This window comes from Mucilaginibacter myungsuensis, from assembly GCF_015222005.1.
Classification (GTDB): Bacteria; Bacteroidota; Bacteroidia; order Sphingobacteriales; family Sphingobacteriaceae; genus Mucilaginibacter; species Mucilaginibacter myungsuensis.
The window spans coordinates 313,152-332,982 of record NZ_JADFFL010000002.1 but is presented as its reverse complement, the minus strand read 5'-3'; the positions used below and the strand labels follow the sequence as shown (position 1 = coordinate 332,982).

General features: G+C 47.1%; 16 protein-coding genes. 8 read left to right on the top strand and 8 right to left on the bottom strand.

The annotated features are described in order from the left end of the window. Positions 1 to 28: 28 nt before the first annotated feature. The 3 genes from IRJ16_RS05295 to IRJ16_RS05285 form a co-directional block, all read right to left on the bottom strand. Positions 29 to 1,006, bottom strand: coding sequence for an alpha/beta fold hydrolase (locus IRJ16_RS05295; protein WP_194110489.1), 978 nt, complete (start codon positions 1,004 to 1,006; stop codon positions 29 to 31). A 124-nt stretch (positions 1,007 to 1,130) separates the two neighbouring features. Then, positions 1,131 to 3,461: a TonB-dependent receptor gene (locus IRJ16_RS05290; protein WP_194110488.1), complete on the bottom strand. Its 2,331-nt coding sequence runs from the start codon at positions 3,459 to 3,461 to the stop codon at positions 1,131 to 1,133. 77 nt (positions 3,462 to 3,538) lie between these two features. Further along, positions 3,539 to 3,856, bottom strand: a complete 318-nt coding sequence (locus tag IRJ16_RS05285) for a hypothetical protein (RefSeq protein ID WP_194110487.1) — start codon at positions 3,854 to 3,856, stop codon at positions 3,539 to 3,541. A gap of 190 nt (positions 3,857 to 4,046) precedes the next feature. Here IRJ16_RS05285 and IRJ16_RS05280 point away from each other — a divergent pair, with 190 nt between their 5' ends. Together IRJ16_RS05280 and IRJ16_RS05275 are read left to right on the top strand one after the other, a co-directional pair. Beyond that, positions 4,047 to 4,997, top strand: a complete 951-nt coding sequence (locus IRJ16_RS05280; protein ID WP_194110486.1) for an NAD-dependent epimerase/dehydratase family protein — start codon at positions 4,047 to 4,049, stop codon at positions 4,995 to 4,997. Positions 4,998 to 5,086: 89 nt separating this feature from the next. Continuing rightward, positions 5,087 to 5,812 carry a YebC/PmpR family DNA-binding transcriptional regulator gene (locus IRJ16_RS05275; RefSeq protein ID WP_194110485.1) on the top strand — a complete coding sequence of 242 codons (726 nt, stop codon included), beginning with the start codon at positions 5,087 to 5,089 and terminating at the stop codon, positions 5,810 to 5,812. Between the two features lie 142 nt (positions 5,813 to 5,954). Here IRJ16_RS05275 and IRJ16_RS05270 read toward each other — a convergent pair whose 3' ends face one another. Continuing rightward, positions 5,955 to 7,502: a trypsin-like peptidase domain-containing protein gene (locus IRJ16_RS05270; RefSeq protein ID WP_194110484.1), complete on the bottom strand. Its 1,548-nt coding sequence runs from the start codon at positions 7,500 to 7,502 to the stop codon at positions 5,955 to 5,957. A gap of 200 nt (positions 7,503 to 7,702) precedes the next feature. Between IRJ16_RS05270 and dapF the strand changes: the two genes are divergently transcribed. The 3 genes from dapF (at position 7,703) to IRJ16_RS05255 (ending at position 10,048) form a co-directional block, all read left to right on the top strand. Continuing rightward, complete coding sequence (gene dapF / locus IRJ16_RS05265) at positions 7,703 to 8,494, top strand: diaminopimelate epimerase (protein WP_194110483.1); 792 nt, start codon at positions 7,703 to 7,705, stop codon at positions 8,492 to 8,494. Between the two features lie 256 nt (positions 8,495 to 8,750). Continuing rightward, positions 8,751 to 9,296, top strand: coding sequence for a peroxiredoxin (locus IRJ16_RS05260; protein ID WP_194110482.1), 546 nt, complete (start codon positions 8,751 to 8,753; stop codon positions 9,294 to 9,296). Positions 9,297 to 9,463: 167 nt separating this feature from the next. Continuing rightward, positions 9,464 to 10,048 (top strand): carboxymuconolactone decarboxylase family protein, encoded by a 585-nt coding sequence (locus IRJ16_RS05255; protein ID WP_194110481.1) that lies wholly within the window; start codon positions 9,464 to 9,466, stop codon positions 10,046 to 10,048. 324 nt (positions 10,049 to 10,372) lie between these two features. On the opposite strand, the gene IRJ16_RS05250 is transcribed toward IRJ16_RS05255, so the two are convergent. Genes IRJ16_RS05250 through IRJ16_RS05235 form a run of 4 tightly spaced genes read right to left on the bottom strand, consistent with a single transcriptional unit; the run spans position 10,373 to position 15,015 of the window. Beyond that, positions 10,373 to 11,914, bottom strand: a complete 1,542-nt coding sequence (locus tag IRJ16_RS05250) for a DHA2 family efflux MFS transporter permease subunit (RefSeq protein WP_194110480.1) — start codon at positions 11,912 to 11,914, stop codon at positions 10,373 to 10,375. A gap of 4 nt (positions 11,915 to 11,918) precedes the next feature. Then, a complete protein-coding gene (locus IRJ16_RS05245) occupies positions 11,919 to 12,977 on the bottom strand; it encodes an HlyD family secretion protein (RefSeq protein WP_194110479.1) in 1,059 nt (352 codons plus the stop codon). Between the two features lie 29 nt (positions 12,978 to 13,006). Then, positions 13,007 to 14,365 carry a TolC family protein gene (locus IRJ16_RS05240; protein ID WP_194110478.1) on the bottom strand — a complete coding sequence of 453 codons (1,359 nt, stop codon included), beginning with the start codon at positions 14,363 to 14,365 and terminating at the stop codon, positions 13,007 to 13,009. A 20-nt stretch (positions 14,366 to 14,385) separates the two neighbouring features. Further along, on the bottom strand, positions 14,386 to 15,015 hold the full coding sequence (locus tag IRJ16_RS05235) for a TetR/AcrR family transcriptional regulator (RefSeq protein ID WP_194110477.1): 630 nt from the start codon (positions 15,013 to 15,015) through the stop codon (positions 14,386 to 14,388). Positions 15,016 to 15,233: 218 nt separating this feature from the next. On the opposite strand from IRJ16_RS05235, the gene IRJ16_RS05230 reads away from it, so the two are divergent. The 3 genes from IRJ16_RS05230 to IRJ16_RS05220 all read left to right on the top strand — a co-directional run bounded on the left by IRJ16_RS05230 (position 15,234) and on the right by IRJ16_RS05220 (position 19,797). Beyond that, a complete protein-coding gene (locus IRJ16_RS05230) occupies positions 15,234 to 17,726 on the top strand; it encodes a PIG-L family deacetylase (RefSeq protein WP_194110476.1) in 2,493 nt (830 codons plus the stop codon). 53 nt (positions 17,727 to 17,779) lie between these two features. Beyond that, the gene (locus IRJ16_RS05225; protein WP_194110475.1) at positions 17,780 to 19,366 is read left to right on the top strand and encodes a S8 family peptidase; all 1,587 of its coding nucleotides are present in this window, start codon (positions 17,780 to 17,782) and stop codon (positions 19,364 to 19,366) included. Positions 19,367 to 19,605: 239 nt separating this feature from the next. Then, a complete protein-coding gene (locus tag IRJ16_RS05220; RefSeq protein WP_194110474.1) occupies positions 19,606 to 19,797 on the top strand; it encodes a hypothetical protein in 192 nt (63 codons plus the stop codon). The last annotated feature ends 34 nt before the right edge of the window (positions 19,798 to 19,831 follow it).

Here is a 19,831-nt window from a genome sequence, read left to right as displayed (position 1 = left end):
CATCCCCATCAACCCATATTATTTTCACTTAACGGATATTGGACAACAGGCTTTTTAAAAACTCGTCAGCTATCTCTACGTGAGGGATATGCATGGCTTGCGGGAAGATGACCAACTGGCTGCCGGGTATTTTTTTTGCCGTAGCAGGGCCAAGTTCGGCATAACGACCATGCCTGGCTTTTTCCACTTCGCTAAGCAGGGCTTTGCCCACTATGGTATTATCCTTTTGGCCAATGAATAGGACGGTGGGTACTTTAATGTCCACAAACTCATAGCATACCGGCTGCTCGTATATCATCTCGAAGGTCATCGCCGCAACTTTAGCGTAGCGCGGAAAATCAGAGCTTTTGGCAACACCACTGCCTATTTCTACCAGATAGTCATACTCAGGCTTCCATTGGGTAAAATAGGAGCCTTGGTAATACGTCTTCACACTCTCGGCGGTCGTCTTCAGTTCGGTTTTGTATTGATCTTCAGCCGAGCGATAAGGGACAAAGGTTCGGTAATCTTCCAAACCTATCGGGTTCTCTAATAACAATTGCTGGACAGCAGCCGGGTACATTAACGCAAATCGGGTAGCCAACATCCCGCCCATGGAGTGGCCGAGCACGTAGGTTTTACCGATGCCTAAAGTGTCCAATAGTTTTTTATTCCAACGTGCCATACCGTGAAAGCTGTAGTGGATAAAAGGTTTGGAAGATTTTCCAAACCCGATCTGATCCGGCACTATCACCCGATAGCCGTTTGCGCTAAGCGCTTTAATGACGTTGGTCCAGTAATACCCGCCAAAGTTCTTTCCGTGGAACAGTATAAATGTTTTGCCATTGGGCGAACTTGGCTTGACGTCCATAAATGCCATACGGATATCCTGGCCCTCTGTATTCAGAGACAAGAAGTGGACGGGGTAAGGGTACTTTACATTCTCAAGGTTGATCGACAGCGTATCTTGCGCGAAGCCGCATGTCGAGATAAAAAATAGCAGGGTAAGCAGATGGCGTAGTCTCATAGTATCAATACAATGTTGTTGTGCAAAAGGTTTATAAACAAGCGCGGCCGACTGATTAGTCGGCCGCGCTCTCAAACAGGCCTTGTATCTTGACTCTTGCGTCTTGACTCTATCCCGGCTCTGCCTATTTAGCCAGGCTCAGCATAAACGGTATATTCAGCCCGAACGTGATGTTACGGCCTGGGTTATAAACACCCAAGGCTGGGTTGCTGGCTTCAAAGCGGCCAGGTTTCAGGCGGCTCAGCGCGTCGTAGTAGCGTTTATTGGTCAGGTTGTTGGCGGCTACAAATATCTTTACTTTTTTCCTGCCGATCTTCACGGTGGCACCTGCCGATGCATTCAGTAATGTGTAGGCGGCCGTCGGTGTCTCAAATTCTGTATCCACCCGGTTTTGTGTAAAATAGTTCTCTATACCGAAGGAGATATAGTTATCCTGCAAGCCTTTTATCTTGGGCTCTATCTGAATACTGTTACGCACCACACCCGCCGGAATGAACGACAATGGCCTGTTCAGCGTAGTGTTTTGCGCGTGCGTGTAACCGAAAGTATTATCGATATGCAGGAAACTTACGGGGTGGATGATCAGGTTTGCTTCAGCACCGTACAAGTTCGCTTTAACCTGGCGGTAACGATAGACCGCGAAAAGTTCGCTATTGCCATTCTCATCGGTCACAGTCGTCTCGTCGCCCGGGGTGTTGGCCGCGTAAATAAAGTTATTGATGTAGTTATTGTAAATGCTTACACCTGCCGATATGATATTGCTATCGTACTGCAAAGCGGCATCTGTCTGGTAACTGCGCTCGGGTGATAAATTAGCATTGCCCACCTCATAACGGTAAGTACCCTCGTGGACACCGTTAGAACCCAGCTCGGCTGCGTTAGGCGCGCGGAAGGCGGTACCGGCGTTAGCCTTAAAGCTCAGCTGCTCGTTAAACTCGTGGGTGAAACCTAAGGCTGTGCTGATGTTAGATGCGGTGTTAGTAAATTCAGTGAATCTTACTTCGCCATCATCAACCAGGCCTTTGCCTTTGTTGCTACGATAGTCGTAACGCAAGCCAAAGTTCAGCGTATTCTTTTCCCAGTTCTTTTTGATGTAACCGAAAGCACCCAAGCCATAAGTATCATAAGCAGGGATCAAAAACTCGGTGCCTTTATTTTGGCTTTGACCCGCATCTGTGCTGATACCGAATACCGGCTCCCAACCGTTCTTTTGGTTCAGGTAATATTTAGCATCGGCAGAGTACGTGTTCAGGTCGAAGAATAATCCCGGGATCGCTTCCTCCAACTCGCGGCGCTGGTTCTTTTGGTAACCCAACGTCACCTTTAATGATCCCGAATTGAACAGGAAGTTATTATCTAATGATATTTTATAGTGGCGGATGTCCTGACGAGGATAAGCCAATGCACGGCTCTTGTAGTCCTTATCTGTATAATCGTTGCCGTCCTCGTCAACAAACTGACCATTGGCGTCCAAGTTAGGTTCGTAAAAACCTATGTTGTTTTTAAAGTAAGAAAAGTTAAGGTGCGAGAAACCCCAGCTTTTATTTACACCCACCATCCCGCTAAAGTTGGTCTCGTTAAAGCCCGAGTTAGGGAAGTATCCACCCGGCGTATTGAAGGAGTGCGCGTTCTTGTAAGAACCGCGTCCGCGCCACACAAAGCCATTCTCGTTACCGGTCAGCATCAACGAGTTACCGGTCAGCCCGCTGTTGGTTTGGTAGTTCGATGATAATTCGCCGCGGATCTGACCGTCGGGCGTGGTCAAGGGATCTAGGAAATTTAGCACACCACCTAACGCGTCAGATCCGTAGATCAGCGACGCGGCACCCTTCAGCACCTCCACACGGTCAACTTTAAATTGATCTATCTCCATACCATGCTCGTCGCCAAATTGCTGGCCTTGTTGCTTTACACCGCCATCCATGGTCACCACGCGGTTAGCACTTAGGCCGCGGATCACCGGTTTTGATATAGAAGGACCGGTAGTGATCTGCGATACGCCCGGCACTTGTTTGGCTATCGCGTCTATCAGATTGGTAGATGGTCTTTGCAGATCATTTTTGTTCAGGGTAGATACCGATGTACTGTTGCGCTTAGAGTTAGAGCTTGTTGGCGTACCGGTGATCACGATCTCGCGCGTTTCAATACTGGTCGGCTGTAGTTCAAAAACAAGCGCCCCGTTCAACGGCAGATCAACGATCTTGGTCATGGCCTTGTAGCCAACGTACTGCACCTCCATCAGGATCTTTCCGCGGTTAGGTAAAGAGCGGAACGAGAAATTACCGTTAGCATCGGTAGCGGCGCTCAATTTAAGATCGGGGATAGAAACGGTTGCACCCGGCAGGGTGCTTTTATCTTTAGCATCAATTACCTTACCGGTAATGGCTATAACGTTTGCCTTAGCGGCAACAAATATCAATTGTAACAGCAAAAAGCCGAATATCCTTAATTTCATAAAAAATCAATTAAATAGTAGCATGCCCGTGCTAAACGCTCGGGCAATGAAAACAAGAAAATAATAAATGTGGGTAATTATGAAATTACAACAGGGGGAGCCCGGCCCGATGCCAGCACCAACTGGATGAGTTTAACATCGGTCTGTTTAAAAGTGTAGTGGCAAAGTATGGCCGCTACCGGGGTAAAATAAGCATGCTCAACGATCTCGGCATGGGTATGGTGCATTACGTCGCAAATGTCGCACTTCTCTTTTACCGTAGCCGTGGCCGACTTTGGCGCTGTGATCACCTTGCCTATGCGGTAGTGCGTATGCGAGAATACAATATACTGCCCCGCCGCAAAAAACAGCAGCAAAAGCCAGGCATAAAGTATATTCTGTTGTTTACGTTTCAAACCGCAGGGGGTAAATACAGCGCAAAGTTAACAAAATAGCATAGCGCGGATGGGCCGCTTCGTAACGATCGTGTTGATCTGCGCTTAAGATGATGACGGGCAGACATTTCTCTACCGTATTTTTCCGTACTGGGCACTTGCCAACAGATCATACAATTTTTTACCTTTGCGCATCAATCCTGAAAAACGAATGAGCGAAAAGATCTTAGTAATAGGCGCGAACGGACAAATAGGTACCGAATTGGTCAACACACTGCGTGGCATACATGGCAGGGACCAGGTGATCGCATCCGACATCAACGAGCCGGCCTACGCTATCCGCAACAGCGGACCTTTTGAGTTTGTTAACGTTTTGGATAAGGATAACCTGCACCACGTGTTCACCAAGCATCAGCCAACACAGGTTTATTTGTTAGCGGCCATCCTATCGGCCGTAGGCGAAAAGAAACCTAAACTGGCCTGGGACCTGAACATGAACGGACTGATCCATGTATTGGATCTGGCAGTTGAATTTAAAACGGCCAAGGTTTTTTGGCCAAGCTCTATCGCTGTATTCGGGCCGCACTCACCACAACACCAAACGCCGCAATATTGCGTAATGGACCCTAACACGGTTTACGGTTTCAGTAAGTTAGCCGGCGAGCGCTGGTGCGAATATTATTTTGCCAAATACGGATTGGATGTACGCAGCATCCGCTATCCGGGGTTGATTGGCTGGAAAGCTGCCCCCGGCGGTGGTACTACCGATTATGCGGTACACATTTTTCACGAGGCGCTGAAGACCGGCAAGTATGAAAGCTTTTTGAGCGAAAACACCGCCCTGCCAATGATGTATATGGATGATGCCATCCGTGCTACTTTAAGCCTGATGGATGCACCGGCCGAACGACTGACCATCCGCAGTAGCTATAACTTAGCGGGCATGAGCTTTACGCCAAAACAATTGGCCGCCGAGATTGCCGAGCGTATCCCCGGTTTCGATATCAGCTATGCTGATAATGATCCGCGCCAAAGCATTGCCGATAGCTGGCCAAAATCTATCGATGACAGCCAGGCTGCCATAGACTGGGATTGGAAATTAGAATACGATCTGCCAAAGATGGTAGATGATATGTTGACGAACTTGAAACAAACGATATAGGCCCCCTAACCCCCTGAAGGGGGAACAGGAAGGGTTCATTAGATAAACTTAAAACAACAAATTCCCCCTTTAGGGGGTTAGGGGGCTACATGGGAAGAGCATTCGAATTCCGTAAAGAGAGAAAATTTAAACGTTGGGCCAAAATGGCCATCCAGTTCACCCGTTTGGGTAAAGAGATCGTTATGGCTGTCAAAGCCGGCGGCGGCGACCCGACAACCAACTCGCGCCTGCGTACTGCCGTACAGAACGCCAAGGCCGTGAACATGCCTAAGGACCGCGTAGAGGCCGCCATTAAGCGCGCAACGAGCCGTGATGAGAAAGATTACGAAGAGCTGGTGTACGAGGGCTATGCGCCCCATGGCGTGGCCGTATTGGTAGAGACCGCTACCGATAACATTAACCGTACCGTTGCCAACGTGCGTAGCTACTTTACCAAAGTTGGTGGTAGCTTAGGCAAGACCGGTTCACTGGATTTTATCTTCACCCGCAAAGCGGTATTCACCTTTGTTCCGGGTGAACGTGATCTGGAAGAACTGGAATTTGAACTTATTGACGCCGGCTTAGAAGAGATATTTGTAGAGGCCGATGAAGAGGGCAACGACATTGCCGTTATCCACACCGCTTACGAGGATTTTGGCAAAATGCAAAAGATGCTGGAAGAGTTGGGTATCGAAACTAAGTCGGCTAAGCTGGAGCGTATTCCGCAATCATTCCACGAAGTTTCTGAAGATCAGGTGGCCGACATTATGAAACTAATAGACAAACTGGAAGAGGACGACGACGTGCAAGCTGTGTACCATAACATGGCAGAATAGTCACTCATCAATATATTGATATCAAGCCCTTGTCCATTCCGGACAGGGGCTTTTTGTTTGACTTTAGTCTATCAACAACAAAGCCCCGTCGGTTTGCACCAACGGGGCTTTTGGAAAAACTATCACACATTAATTATCCTGATCAGCGCGACAACCCAAAGGTATTGGTGAAGGCACGGCCGTTAGGGTCGATACCCGATATCACCACCATACCACGTCGGCGGGCAGCTTCCAAACCACGGTCGATGTCTTCAACACTGTTGATCATGGTACGGTTAATACCGCTGATCACAGAGCCTTCAGCTACTTCCAGATCATCCAAAATACCACCCGGGGTAATATTGGTAACGATCACGCCTGCCTGCAATTTATATTGAGACTTTTGTGCCGGGGTAAGCGGTTTAAATGTCGCCCCTAATTTTTTGAACAGATCTGCATTGGCACCAACCGCAGCGGTCAACTCGCCGGCGTTCTCTTTCAGGGTAACAGTGAACTGTTTTTCTACACCGTTACGGGTAGCGGTCAGTTTCACTTTATCACCCGGCTGCATACGGCCAACGTGCTCGGTCAGGTCAGACGCGGCCGATATCACGTTACCATCTATCTTGGTCAGGATATCCCCCGATTGGATGCCTGCTGCTTCGGCACCACTGCCTTTAGCCACGTTACCTACAGACAGGCCAATATATTTATCTGTGATGCCCGCTTTTTGAGCTTGTTCACGGTCGCTCAGGTCATAGTAACCAATACCTAAATAGCCGCGTTTAACTGTGCCGAATTGCTTAATATCGTTCAATACTTTTTTGGCCAGGTTTACCGGTACCGCAAAGCCATAACCCTCGTAAGAGCCGGTGTGCGATGCGATAGCCGAGTTGATCCCGATCAATTCGCCTTTGGTATTTACTAACGCTCCGCCGCTGTTGCCCGGGTTAATTGCCGCATCGGTTTGTATGAACGATTCGATAGCGGTGTTGCCCTGTGGCTGCTTAGGAGTATTACGCGACGGCTGAAAAGGATTGTAGTCTTCCTCGTCCTGTTGCTGGTTAAGGATACCGATACCACGACCTTTGGCGCTAACGATTCCCGCCGTAACAGTTGATGTTAAGTTGAACGGGTTACCAACGGCTAAAACCCACTCCCCAACACGCACATCGTCACTGTTGCCCAATTTAACGATTGGCAAGTTACTGCCTTCTACCTTGATCAGGGCCAGATCGGTATTTGGGTCACGGCCTATAACTTTGGCTTCCATTACACGGTGATCGTTTGTGGTCACCTGTATTTTTTCGGCTTTCTCTACCACGTGGTTATTGGTCACGATGTAGCCATCCGGAGAGATGATCACACCCGAACCAGATGCCTGGCGGGCTTGCTGCGGCTGACGGCGCATACGCCCGCCGAACAATTGCTCCAGCATCTCGCTACCACCACCGCCGCCACCTTGCGACATTGGGTAAGTGGTACGGATATAGACCACCGCCGGGGTTACTGATGCCGCGGCTTGCGTAAAGTCCACATCCCCGGCAGATCCGGTGATGTTCTTGGATACCGGGTTATTGGTAAAATAAACTTGTTGTTTGTCCTCAAAACTAAGGTCATCATTATACTTGCTCTCGATAGCTTTATAGCCACCTATGGCTATAGCTCCGCCGACGCAGGCGGTCAATAGGGTTAAACCAAACTTTTTCATATTTCTATCACTTTGCTTTTACTTGAGTTTAAATAGGTTTAAATTCTAATTTCAAATTTAGTACCAATAGGACTATTTAGTCAATAATATGTTAACGGCAATTTTGTTAAAAAATGTTAAATGCTCAGCGCTATGTCATTAATACCCAAAGCATGGTTTTTGTTAGACCGTAAAAACACATAAATGCTTAATATTGGACTGTGAAAATTCCTTTTTATAAATATCAGGGTGCCGGCAACGATTTTATTATGATCGATAACCGGTTTTTAGCTATAAACCACCACGATCCGGCTATGATAGCCCGCCTGTGCGACCGCCGTTTCGGTGTCGGCGGCGATGGTATCATGTTCTTGCAGAGTAAGGATGGCTACGATTTTGAGATGGTCTATTACAATGCCGACGGCCAACCGAGCAGCATGTGTGGCAATGGTGGTCGTTGCATCGTCGCATTCGCTAAGCAACTGGGTGTCATTGACACCGAGACCGACTTTTTGGCGGTGGACGGTCCGCACCATGCCAAAATTTCAGCAGATGGCAATTGGGTAAGCCTGCAAATGATAGATGTAGATACCGTGACCCGCGATGCAGAAGCTTACGTATTGAACACGGGATCACCACACTACGTAACATTTGCCAAAGGCCTTACCGATAAAAATGTTTACAACGACGGTTACGCCATCCGCAATAACGAAACGTACAAAGTCAAAGGCATCAACGTAAATTTTGTGGAGCCGGAAGGCGAGGGCTACTTCGTCCGCACTTTCGAACGTGGTGTAGAGGACGAGACCTATGCCTGCGGTACCGGTGTAACCGCCGTGGCTTTAGCCATGGCGCGAGATAAAGGACAAACGGGTACCATCAACACACCTATCCGTGTATTGGGCGGCAACATGAATATTCGTTTTAACTACGACGGCGCTAAATTCACCAACATCTTTTTAGAAGGCCCGGCCGAGTTGGTTTTTGGCGGGGAGATCGAGTTGCTCTTTTAAGCTCATTGGTGTTTAACTAACCACAAAGGGCGCGGAGGTTTGCACAAAGGACACAAAGGTTGTGTTCGGGATGCAAAGCTTTGTGCCCTTTGCGTTTCCGTTTCTTTGTGACCTTGACTCTCTTATCAATGACCCTCAACCAGTTACACCACATCGATTTTTTCTATATCGCATCAACTCTTTCGATAAAAGCCTTTGCATCAAAAACCGTATTTTTGTAGCAAATAATTAACAAAACTTAAAAAAACATACAATTATGTTAACTGTAGGACAAAAATTCCCATCATTCTCTAAAACAGCGGTTGTTAGCCTTGAAAAAGGTAAAGAATTTGAAACATTAACCTCTGATTACCTGGTGAATGACGATAACGTTTGGACCGTGATGTTCTGGTGGCCAAAAGACTTTACTTTTGTTTGCCCTACCGAGATCGCTGAGTTCAACAAGAACTTTGGCGAATTCCGCGACCGCGAGACCCGTTTGATCGGTGCTTCTACCGACTCTGAATTTGTACACGCTGCCTGGAGAAGAGACCACGACGATCTGCGTGATCTTAAATTCCCAATGTTAGCTGATACTTCTAAATCATTAGCCGAAGACCTGGGTATTTTAGAGCCTACCGAAAAGATCGCTTACCGTGCTACTTTCATTGTCGACCCTACCGGCGTTATTCGTTGGGTATGTGTTAACGACCTGAGCGTTGGCCGTAACGTTGCTGAAGTTTTACGTGTACTGGACGGCTTACAAACCGACGAGCTTTGTCCTTGCAACTGGGAAAAAGGTCAGGAAACTTTAACTGTATAATTAGCTTTTAGTCTTTTTAACCACAAAGGACACTAAGGTTTCACAAAGGTCACAAAGAATATTCGATGTGGCCTTTGTCTTTAAAAGCATTTGCCTAAGAAGGGCTTTGTGTCCTTCGTGCTTCTTTCTTTGTGACCTTTGTGGTTACATCTTAAACAAAAAACATCATGAACGAATCTACAGAGATCATATCCGAAATATTGACCGCCATTGGCGTTGATACCGCTTATCGTACCGAAAGCCTTACCTTGTTAGAGAAAGGCGAATCACGCTACTTACGCGACTTTAAACTGAACTTCACCAGCGTGCTGACATCAGCGCACCTGAGCAATAAAGAATGCGCCCTGCTGGCCCTAAGCACCGCCATTAACAATAACAATGATGTGCTGACCAAATACTTTACCGCCTACGCCGAGCAAAGCGAAGCAACTGCTGCAGAAATAGCTGAGGCTGCGGGCTGTGCATCGCTATTAGCCGCTAACAACGTGTTCTATCGTTTCCGTCACTTTACGCAAAAAGAAAAGTACACCCAGATCCCGGCCCGCATTCGCATGCAGCTGATGATGAAGCCGGTGACCGGTAAAGAATTTTTTGAATTGATGAGTTTAGCTATTTCGGCTGTTAATGGTTGCGAAATGTGTGTTAACGCGCACGAGGATTCATTGATCAAATTGCAGACCACAGAAGAGCGTATTTTCGACGCTGTCCGCATCGCGTCTTTAGTGACCGCTACCGGAAAGATCCTTTACTAAAGTTTTAGGTGCTTTACAATACCAACAAAAAGGGATAGCGCATTAAGTTGTTGTTATCCCTTTTTTAAGCTAAAATGAGTTTAATAAACTCATAATGAGCATTTGAAAAAAATTTTAGATATTAATTAAAATTTTTTAGTTTAGTAAAATGATTAAACACGCCGAGAGGCGTAAACTTAATTGTTGATTTTTGGGAAAAAAGCCGTTCTGTTTCATAGCAGAACGGCTTTATTTTTTTAACCCTCCCTGCCCTCCCCGAGGGGGAGGGTTCTAAGGACTTTTACAGTCCTCCCCTTCGGAGAGGGTTGGGAGGGGTCTTGAACTTTAATGCGCATCCGCAACCGCCTTTAATTTCTTAAATGGCTGCAGATACAATAACGGTATAGAACATAGCATGATCATGCCCGATAACCAATAGGCATCATCGTAGGTCAGCAACATGGTTTGGCGGGTCACCATGCCTTCAATGGCTTTATAGGCCATCGCGGTGGCATCGTGCAATGACTTACCGGTATTCATAAAACCGTGGACCAGGCCGTTAAGTCTATCTGTAAATATCGGGTTGTATTCGTTAACGTTTACCAGCAGATCACTACGGTGTTTGCCAGAGCGATTGTGGATAACAGTAGTTAAGATCGCGATACCGAACGAGCCGCCTAACTGGCGCATCATGTTATTCAGACCGGACCCCTGGCCTATTTCCGGGCCTTTAAGGTCGGCCATGGCTAAAGTAGTCAACGGAACGAATAGTAGAGCCATACCAACACCACGGATCAATAAGGGCACTAACACGTCTTTCTCGCCGGTAGCCAGTGTCGACTTGCTTAGCATATTGGCAAACACAAAGAATAAGAACATGCCCACTGTCGCCATAAATTGCGCCGGGATACCCTTGTTCAGCATCTTACCAATAAAAGGCATCATCACAATGGTGCATATACCACCGGGGAACAATAGCTCGCCGGTTTGCTGGGCGTTAAACCCTAACAAATTCTGACAGAACACCGGGAACACGAACATAGACCCATACAAACCAAACCCTAATACAAAGGATGTAAACATCCCCACCGTAAAACTCCGGTGCCGGAGGATGGCGAAATTCACGATCGGGTGGTCGTAGGTCATTTCCCTCCATATAAAGAGGAGTACCCCTAATACCGCGGTCACGGTCAGTACAATGATGTACGTCTTAGCGAACCAATCTTCGCTTTCACCTTTCTCTAACACGGTCTGTAAGCTGCCTACGGCAACCGCCAGCAAGATAATACCCCACCAATCCACCGGTTTACTGGTGTCCTTGGGCGTTTCATTAATGTACGTGTAGGTAAAGAATGCAGCCAGGATACCTACCGGGATGTTTACATAAAATATCCAAGGCCAGTCGTAATGTTCTACGATCCAACCACCAATGGTTGGCCCAAACGTCGGGCCTACCACCGCACCCAGACCGAATAGAGCCGTAGCCGTACCGATCTGTTCGCGCGGCCAGGTCTCTATCAGGATAGCTTGCGCGGTAGATATTAAACCACCACCGGCTAAACCTTGCAGGATACGGAAGATGATCAGCTCGTCCATCGTCTCTGCGTTACCGCATAAAAAAGACACGATGGTGAACACGATGATCGATGTCAGGAAGTAATTCTTCCGCCCAAAGCGGGCACCTAACCAGCCCGACATCGGTAATATAATTACGTTGGCAACTGCATATCCGGTCACTACCCAGGCCACGTCTTCAAGGGTCGCCCCAAGGTTACCCTGCATGTGGGGCAGGGCAACGTTCACAATAGTGGTATCTATCAGCTCCAGTAACGAAGCCACGATCACCGTAATGGTGATGATCCACTTTTTAAAGCCTGTTTCAGCCATTGTATTATTCTTTAGTTAGTACAGATACATTAACACTCATGCCGGCGCGCAATTTTGCCATCACCTCTTTATCAGCGTTAATTTTAATTTTTACAGGCACCCTTTGTACTACTTTCACAAAGTTACCGGTAGCATTATCCGGAGGCAGCAAAGAGAATTTGGCGCCGGTAGCAGGCGAAAAGTTGTAAACCGTACCCTCTATCTTAGTATCGGGGAAAGCATCAACCTCTATATCCACTTTTTGGCCGTTCTTCAATTTCTCTAATTGCGTCTCTTTAAAGTTGGCGGTCACGTACATGCTGTTCTCGTTCACTACCGAAAATAAGGTCTGCCCGGCTTGCACTAACTGACCTACCTGGATAGATTTTTTTGATGTGATACCATTGGCAGGTGCTTTAAGTGTAGTGTAGCTTAATTGCAGGTTAGCATAATCTATATCTACTTGCTTTTGAGTGACACCGGTATTGATCACGTTCATTTGGCTACGTGTTGCACCGATCTGCTCAACCGAAGCTTTGTACTGATCTTGCGCGGCACGGTAAGTAGCAACGGCTACATCACGGTCGGCTTTAGCCTGATCAAATTGCTGTTGGGTAACGCTACCATCTTTTACCAGATTGGCGTAACGAGCGTAATCTTTCTCGGCTTTCTCTAAACGGGCCTGTGCCGATACAGCCTGCGCTTTAGCGCTTGATGAATTTGCGGTTTGCGATAGCACTTGTGCCTCATTTACACCGGTGCTGCTGCCGGCGCCTTCTTTAGCGGCTTGGGCCTGCTCTACTTTTATTTTATAGTCGTGGTCATCTATCTTAACTAATACCTGGCCTTTTTTTACCAGTTGGTTATCCTCAAAATAGATACTGTCTACATATCCGCCAACGCGGGCCACTACCGGACTGATGTCGGCATCTATCTGAGCGTCGTCAGTATCCTCGTGTTTGCTGTAATAGATATATTCTTTTATCCCGAATATCGAGCCGCCTATCAGTACCAGCGCAAGGATGATGGGAACAACCTTATTCTTCTTTTTAGGTGCTGCTGCGGTATTTTGTTCTGTTGCCATTGTATTTTGATGTTATGCGTGTGTTAAAATTATTTGGTTAATGATCCGGTCGACTTTAGTAAAGTATAGTAAGCCAGGCCTGCATCGGCTTTGGCTAATTCCAGGTTGATCTGGGCCTGGTAAAGCAAGGTGTTCGCGTCTGCGCGATCGGTTGCTGAGGCGATGTTGCTTTGGTATTTATTCTCCAGGATCTTGTTGTTCTCGCCCGCCTGATCTATTGACGTTTGCAGCAATTTGATCTTGCTTAAAGCGGTCTGATATGTTTGATAGTTGCGGTTAACCTCGTTCTTGATGTTGTCGGTAACGATGCCTTTATTGATCACGGTCTGGTCGCGCTCTATCCTTGCTTCGGTCACTTTATTTTTAGTGGTCCATAACGTCCCGAAGTTCCAGGCAGCAGTTAAGCCGGCGGTTATGGGGGTTATGAACTGGCCGCTACGTGGCAATGGATTAGCCGAAGCATTTACATAGTATGCGCCAAGACTTGCCGATAAGGTCGGCGACTTTTCTGCGTTGATCGACTTGATGTTGGTCTCTGCCGACTGTGTGCGGATATCCATCACCCTTAGCTCCTTACGGTTAGTATATGCCGAATCTAAGTAGGTAGACATAGGGCCAACATTTTTATCCGGGGTCATGTTCTGGGCAATGCTCAGTTGGGTACCTTCAGGCAAACCCAACAGGATATCCAGATTGTAGTTAACGATTTTGCGGTTGTTCTCCAGGTCGATGCCGTTCAACTCCACATTAGCGCGTTGCAATTGGAAACGTAACACATCGTTCTTGGTCACTAAGCCTTGCTCAAAAAAGCGCTGCGATTGTTTGATCTGCGCATCAATGGTCTTCAGGTTCTGGTCGACCACCTTTTTGCTTTGCATTACCTTATACAGGTTATAATATTCGGAGATGACGTTATAAGCTATCTCTTCCTTATCCTTATCTGCATCCAGCTTAGCGGCTTTGACCAACAGATCGGTCGACTCTTGCGCGTAGCGCAATCTGCGGCCTGCAAAAATGGTTTCGTTAACCGAAGCAATGCCTAAAAAAGCATTAGCTGCTGATGGCAACCGGATAGGGTCGCCAGCGCCAAGATCTAACGTATTAGCCGGGATCTGTGCACGGTTATAAGCGAGGCTTACATTACCGGTAGGCAGGGCCTTATCTTTAGCCTGGGCAAATTGCGATACCGCCTGGTCTATCTTAGTTTGCGATAGTTTTAATGTTTTGCTGGTCTCCAGGCCCAACTTAATGGCCTCATCCAGCGTAATGGCCCGGTCCTGCGCCCGTGCGCCAAAAACGGAAGCTGTGAGTGCCAGCGCCAAAGCCAAAGCCTTGCCCGCTGTACCCGGCAGGTACCGTTGGGTTGATGAATTATTAGGTGTGTTCATATATTTGTGTGTGCTGCTTATTATTTAAGTAAGTATGACTTGAGTAGGTTTTTCATGTAGGTTTTCATGCGAGGCTTAAATTGCCCTTCCAACATTTTATCATCTTGTATATCAAACCCGAACAGAGCTGATGACATTAAAGGCATGTTGACGACGTAGTTTTTAGTACCATACAAGGTGGCTATCACCATCTCCAGATCACTATCCTCTTTAAACTCGCCTTTTTCAATACCCTCGCGCATTATCTTCTTCAATTCGCCAACGTTCTGCATCAATATACTACGCACTTCATTAGCCAATCCAGTCCGGCGGTTCATGCCCATTTCCTGATACAGTAATTTTTGGAAACAATTGTTAGAGACTATTTTCTCGCTATAGAGCTCAATATATTTAGCGATCTTTTCCCATTGGGTGGTATCGCTCTCGTTGGTGATACTGATCAGGATATCCCTGAACCCGCTGATCTTACGGTTGATCACAGCAAGGAACAATCCTTCTTTAGATCCGAAGTAGTAATTTAGCATTGCCATGTTCACGCCGGCCTCGCCCGATATCTTGCGGGTAGAAGCGCCGTCGAAACCATGATCCGAGAACACGCGCTCGGCTACATCCAGGATATGGTCCTTTTTATCTATCTTATCTTTGTCCATGATAATTTTTAACGGCACAAAATTAATCAAACGATTGATTATTGTGTTTTGCTACCTGTCATAACATTGTAAACGTTAATTAAGTATTTGATTATCAATGATAAAAATATCAATCAATCGATTAACAGCGCGGCGGTTACCACACATCGTTAATTGATCTGCCGTGACCATTATTTAAAACTTTATTAATTATTTTGGCAGTATCCATCCGCTCGTAAATGATATTGAAATATTTACCCCTGTTTTCGCTGCTATTTGTAAAAAGTGCCATAGCGCAAACGGCACCACCCGCCAACACCGTCGCCATTAAACAGGCCCTTAATAAAATGCAGGTTTTGGGCAGCGTACTCTATATCGCCGCCCATCCCGACGACGAGAATACCAACCTGTTAGCCTATTTAGCCCAGGAGAAACACTACCGCACCGGCTACCTCTCGCTCACCCGCGGCGACGGTGGGCAGAACCTGATCGGTAACGAGCAAAGCGAACTATTAGGATTGATCCGCACACAAGAGCTATTAGCTGCCCGCCGTGTGGATGGCGCCGAGCAATTCTTTACCCGCGCCAACGATTTCGGCTTCAGCAAAAATCCCGAGGAGACGCTGAAGATCTGGGACCGCGAAAAGATTTTAGGTGATGTGGTTTGGGTGATCCGCAAGTTCCGTCCCGATATAATGATCACCCGCTTCCCCACGACGGGGGAGGGTGGCCACGGCCACCACACCTCATCCGCTATTTTAGCACAAGAAGCCTTTGCCGCGGCAGCCGACCCGAAACGTTTCCCCGAACAGTTAAAATATGTACAACCATGGCAAGCCAAACGCCTGCTGTGGAACACCTTCAATTTTGGCGGCACTAACTTGACCGCACCAGATCAGTTCAAAATAGATGTTGGGGTTTACAACCCACTTTTAGGAAAGAATATTGGCGAGATAGCTGCCGAGAGCCGCTCCAACCATCGTTCACAAGGTTTTGGTACCGCCCGTCAACGCGGGCAGTATTTTGAATATTTTAAGACCATTTTAGGCGATGCTCCCAAGACCGACCTGATGGATGGTGTGGATGTGACCTGGAACAGGGTGAAAGGCAGCGAAGGGATATCAGCAGCGATCGCTGATATTAAAAAGAACTTTGATGATGAGCATCCGGAAAGGTCGGTGAAGAACGAACTCAAATTACTTGGCATGATACAAAAATTATCGAAGGCTTATTGGCGAGATGAGAAAGACGGTGAATTAAAAGATCTGATAGTAGCTTGTTCAGGATTATGGTTCGAGGCATATTCCTTTGCTCCAACGTACGCACTTGGAGACACAATAAGAGTTAAAGCACAAATGATAGGTAGGCATCCGCTGGTGGTGTCATCCAATATTAATGCGGGAGGATATGCTACAATGAGCACCATATCGACACACGGTTTTCTGTTAGAATCAAATCAAATGGAAAATCGATCGAGTTCACGTGGCACAACTCCGTATGCAAAAAATCTGTCCCAACCGTATTGGTTGGCTGCTCCACATGGAATAGGAATGTATACTCTGCCAAATGATACACTCGTTGGCAACCCCGAAAATCCAGACGCACCTAAAGTAATCTTTACATTAGGATTTGGAATGGATACAGGACTTTTTAAAATAAAAGTCGACAGAAAACTTGTTTACAAATTCACCGATCCTGCCAAAGGCGAGATCTACCAACCGGTAGAGATCACCCCACCGATCACGGCCAATATCGCAGGTAAAAATTATATCTATACCCTGCAAATGAATAAGCCGCAAACTGTACAGGTGAACCTGAAAGCCTTTGTGGACGGCAACGGTAGCGTGAGTTTGAAACCGGTACAAGGCTGGAAGATCAGTCCGGCTAAGATAGATTTTACCGGCAAAAAGAAAGGTGACGAATGGGTAGCCGAATTCCAGGTATCACCATTGGATGGCCGGCCTAAAAATGATGTGGTGACCGCCGTGGCTGAGATCAACGGGCAAACTTCGTCCCTGGGTTTTATGCGCATTAAGTATGATCACATCCCCAACATCACCCTCTTCCCTCCCGCGGAAGCTAAACTGGTGAACATAGACCTGTTGGTTAAAGGAAAAAAGATAGGTTACATTAACGGTGCCGGCGATCAGGTGGCCGATGCTTTAAAGCAAGTAGGTTTTGATGTGGTGATGTTGACCGAGGATGAAGTTTTGCACGGCAACTTGTCAAGTTATGATGCTATTGTTGCTGGTGTGCGCGCCTACAATGTTAACCCCCGCATGGTGGTGATGCAGCCCAAGTTACTGGAATATGTAAATGCGGGCGGCACTTACCTGGTACAGTATAATACCTATAATAATTTGGTCACTAACCAGATCGGTCCGTATCCTTTTAAAGTAGTGAATCAACGGGTAACCGACGAGTCGGCACCTGTAAATTATGTGTTGCCTAACAGTCCGCTGTTGAATTACCCCAACAAGATCACCCAGGATGATATGAAAGATTGGGTACAAGAGCGTGGCCTGTATTTCGCCGCAAGCATCGACCCTAAGTATCAAACCCCATTTGAGATGAACGATCCGGGCGAGAAAGCCAACAATGGCTCGCTGATATACACCGACTATGGTAAGGGGCGCTTCGTTTACACTTCTTTAGATTTTTTTAGAGAGTTGCCTGCCGGTGTGCCCGGCGCATACAGATTATTTATTAATTTGCTGGCGCGGCCCAAGTAAGCGGGCCGCTGCTTCAACACAATAAACAATAATTAACTACAAACCTTAACACAATGATTCCTCGTCATTTTAAACTATTGCTTTTGGGCGCAGCTATTTGCGCGCCTATTTTTTCGTCGGCACAAAAAATTAAAGCGCCGCTGCCTAACTGGCAAAACCTGGATCTGAAAGCTGACGGGCAGTTCGGCATCAGTACCGAAAAAGCCTACAACGAGTTGCTGAAAGGTAAAAAACATGTGCCGGTAGTTGTGGCCGTACTGGATGCCGGGGTAGACATCAAACACGAGGACCTGAAAAAGATCATGTGGGTAAACCCCAAAGAGACAGCCGCCAACACCACCGACGATGATAAGAACGGCTACGCCGACGACGTACACGGCTGGAGCTTTTTAGGCTCGGCCAAAGGCAGTATCCAGTATGATAATTTAGAACTGGTGCGCCAGATCCGCCTCGGCCAGGCCAAGTTTGCAGACCCCAAGAACATCGCACCAACCGATAAGGAAGCTTATAAGGCCTATCAAAAAATGGTGGCCGAGTTGCAGGGCAAAATAGATAAGGCCAAAGAAAGCTCGAACAATATGCTTAACGTAGCTTTAAAGTTTAACTCTATGGTGAGCAAAATGGGCTCCCGCAACCCAAGCAAAAAGCAATTTGCAGATTATAGTCCCGAAGACCCGGCGGAAACTCAATTGCAAAAGATAGCCTTAGAGAATTGGGGTACCGGCGACTTCAATAACTTTATGGAAGAAGAGATCTACGGCGCGATGAAGCACTACCGCGAGCAGTTAGACTACCATTTCAATATCAATTTCGACTCGCGCGATACCGTTGGCGATAACTATGCCGACGTGAACGAACGCAATTATGGCACAGGCGACGCGGCAGGTCCGGCACCTGACCATGGGTCACACGTGGCGGGTATTATTGCCGCTGTACGGGACAACGATCTGGGCATTAAAGGCGTGGCCGACGATGTGGCTATTATGTCGGTACGTACCGTCCCTAATGGCGATGAGCGCGATAAGGACGTAGCTAATGCTATCAGGTACGCGGCGGCCAACGGTGCCAAAGTGATCAACATGAGTTTTGGTAAAGGCTACTCCAGCAACAAAACCGCTGTAGATGATGCCGTTAAATTTGCCATGAGCAAAGATGTACTGATCGTACATTCGGCCGGCAACGATGGAAAGGATAACGACAAAGAGCCGGGCTTCCCCAATAAATTTTATGAAGATAAAAGTGGCGAAGCAGCCGCATGGATAGAGATAGGCGCATCGGGCTATATCGATGATGAAACGCTGGCCGCGCCATTTTCTAACTACGGCAAAAATACGGTGGATGTTTATGCGCCGGGCGTAAAGATCAACTCTACCATGCCTGGTTCAAAATATAAAGAGCAGGATGGCACAAGCATGTCGGCCCCGGTAGTGTCGGGCCTGGCTGCGCTGATCCGTTCTTACTACCCAAAACTGACCGCTCTTCAGGTGAAGGAGATCCTAATGAAATCGGCAGTAAAAGTAGACCATAAAGTGACCGTTAAAAATGGTGATGGTAAACGCAAAGTATTGTTCAGTGATATCTGCCAAACGGGTGGTATCGTTAACGCTTATGAAGCTTTGAAACTGGCGGCAACGTATTAGGACTTGCAAATATCCGTTCGTTTTACCCCTGCTAAAAGCATGTTTTTGATCAAAAAAACATGCTTTTTTTGCGTTTTGAAATTTTTTACAAAACGCGCAACCGATGAGTTGCAGATCGATGCCTTCACGGATATTGATAACACCCACCAACATCCCGATCCTTAGCTAAGCTCAAGGATGACAAAAACTTTGCACATTAAACATTTATCGGCTACATTTGCGTCACATAAAATATTACTATGTCACACCATACTCCCGAAAAGAAAGAAAATATACTTAACCTGTATTTGTTAGTAGGTGCCGGTGCCGGCTTTTTTGTAGGCCTACTGTTGGATCTGGGTATCAACGCTATTATTGGCGGTGTAGTTACCGGTCTGCTGTTCGCGGCGTTCTTCTACAATGCATTGGTTAAAGGCCGTGCCGACGCCTGATCCGGAGCTGCCATCATTTATACGTAACTGGAAC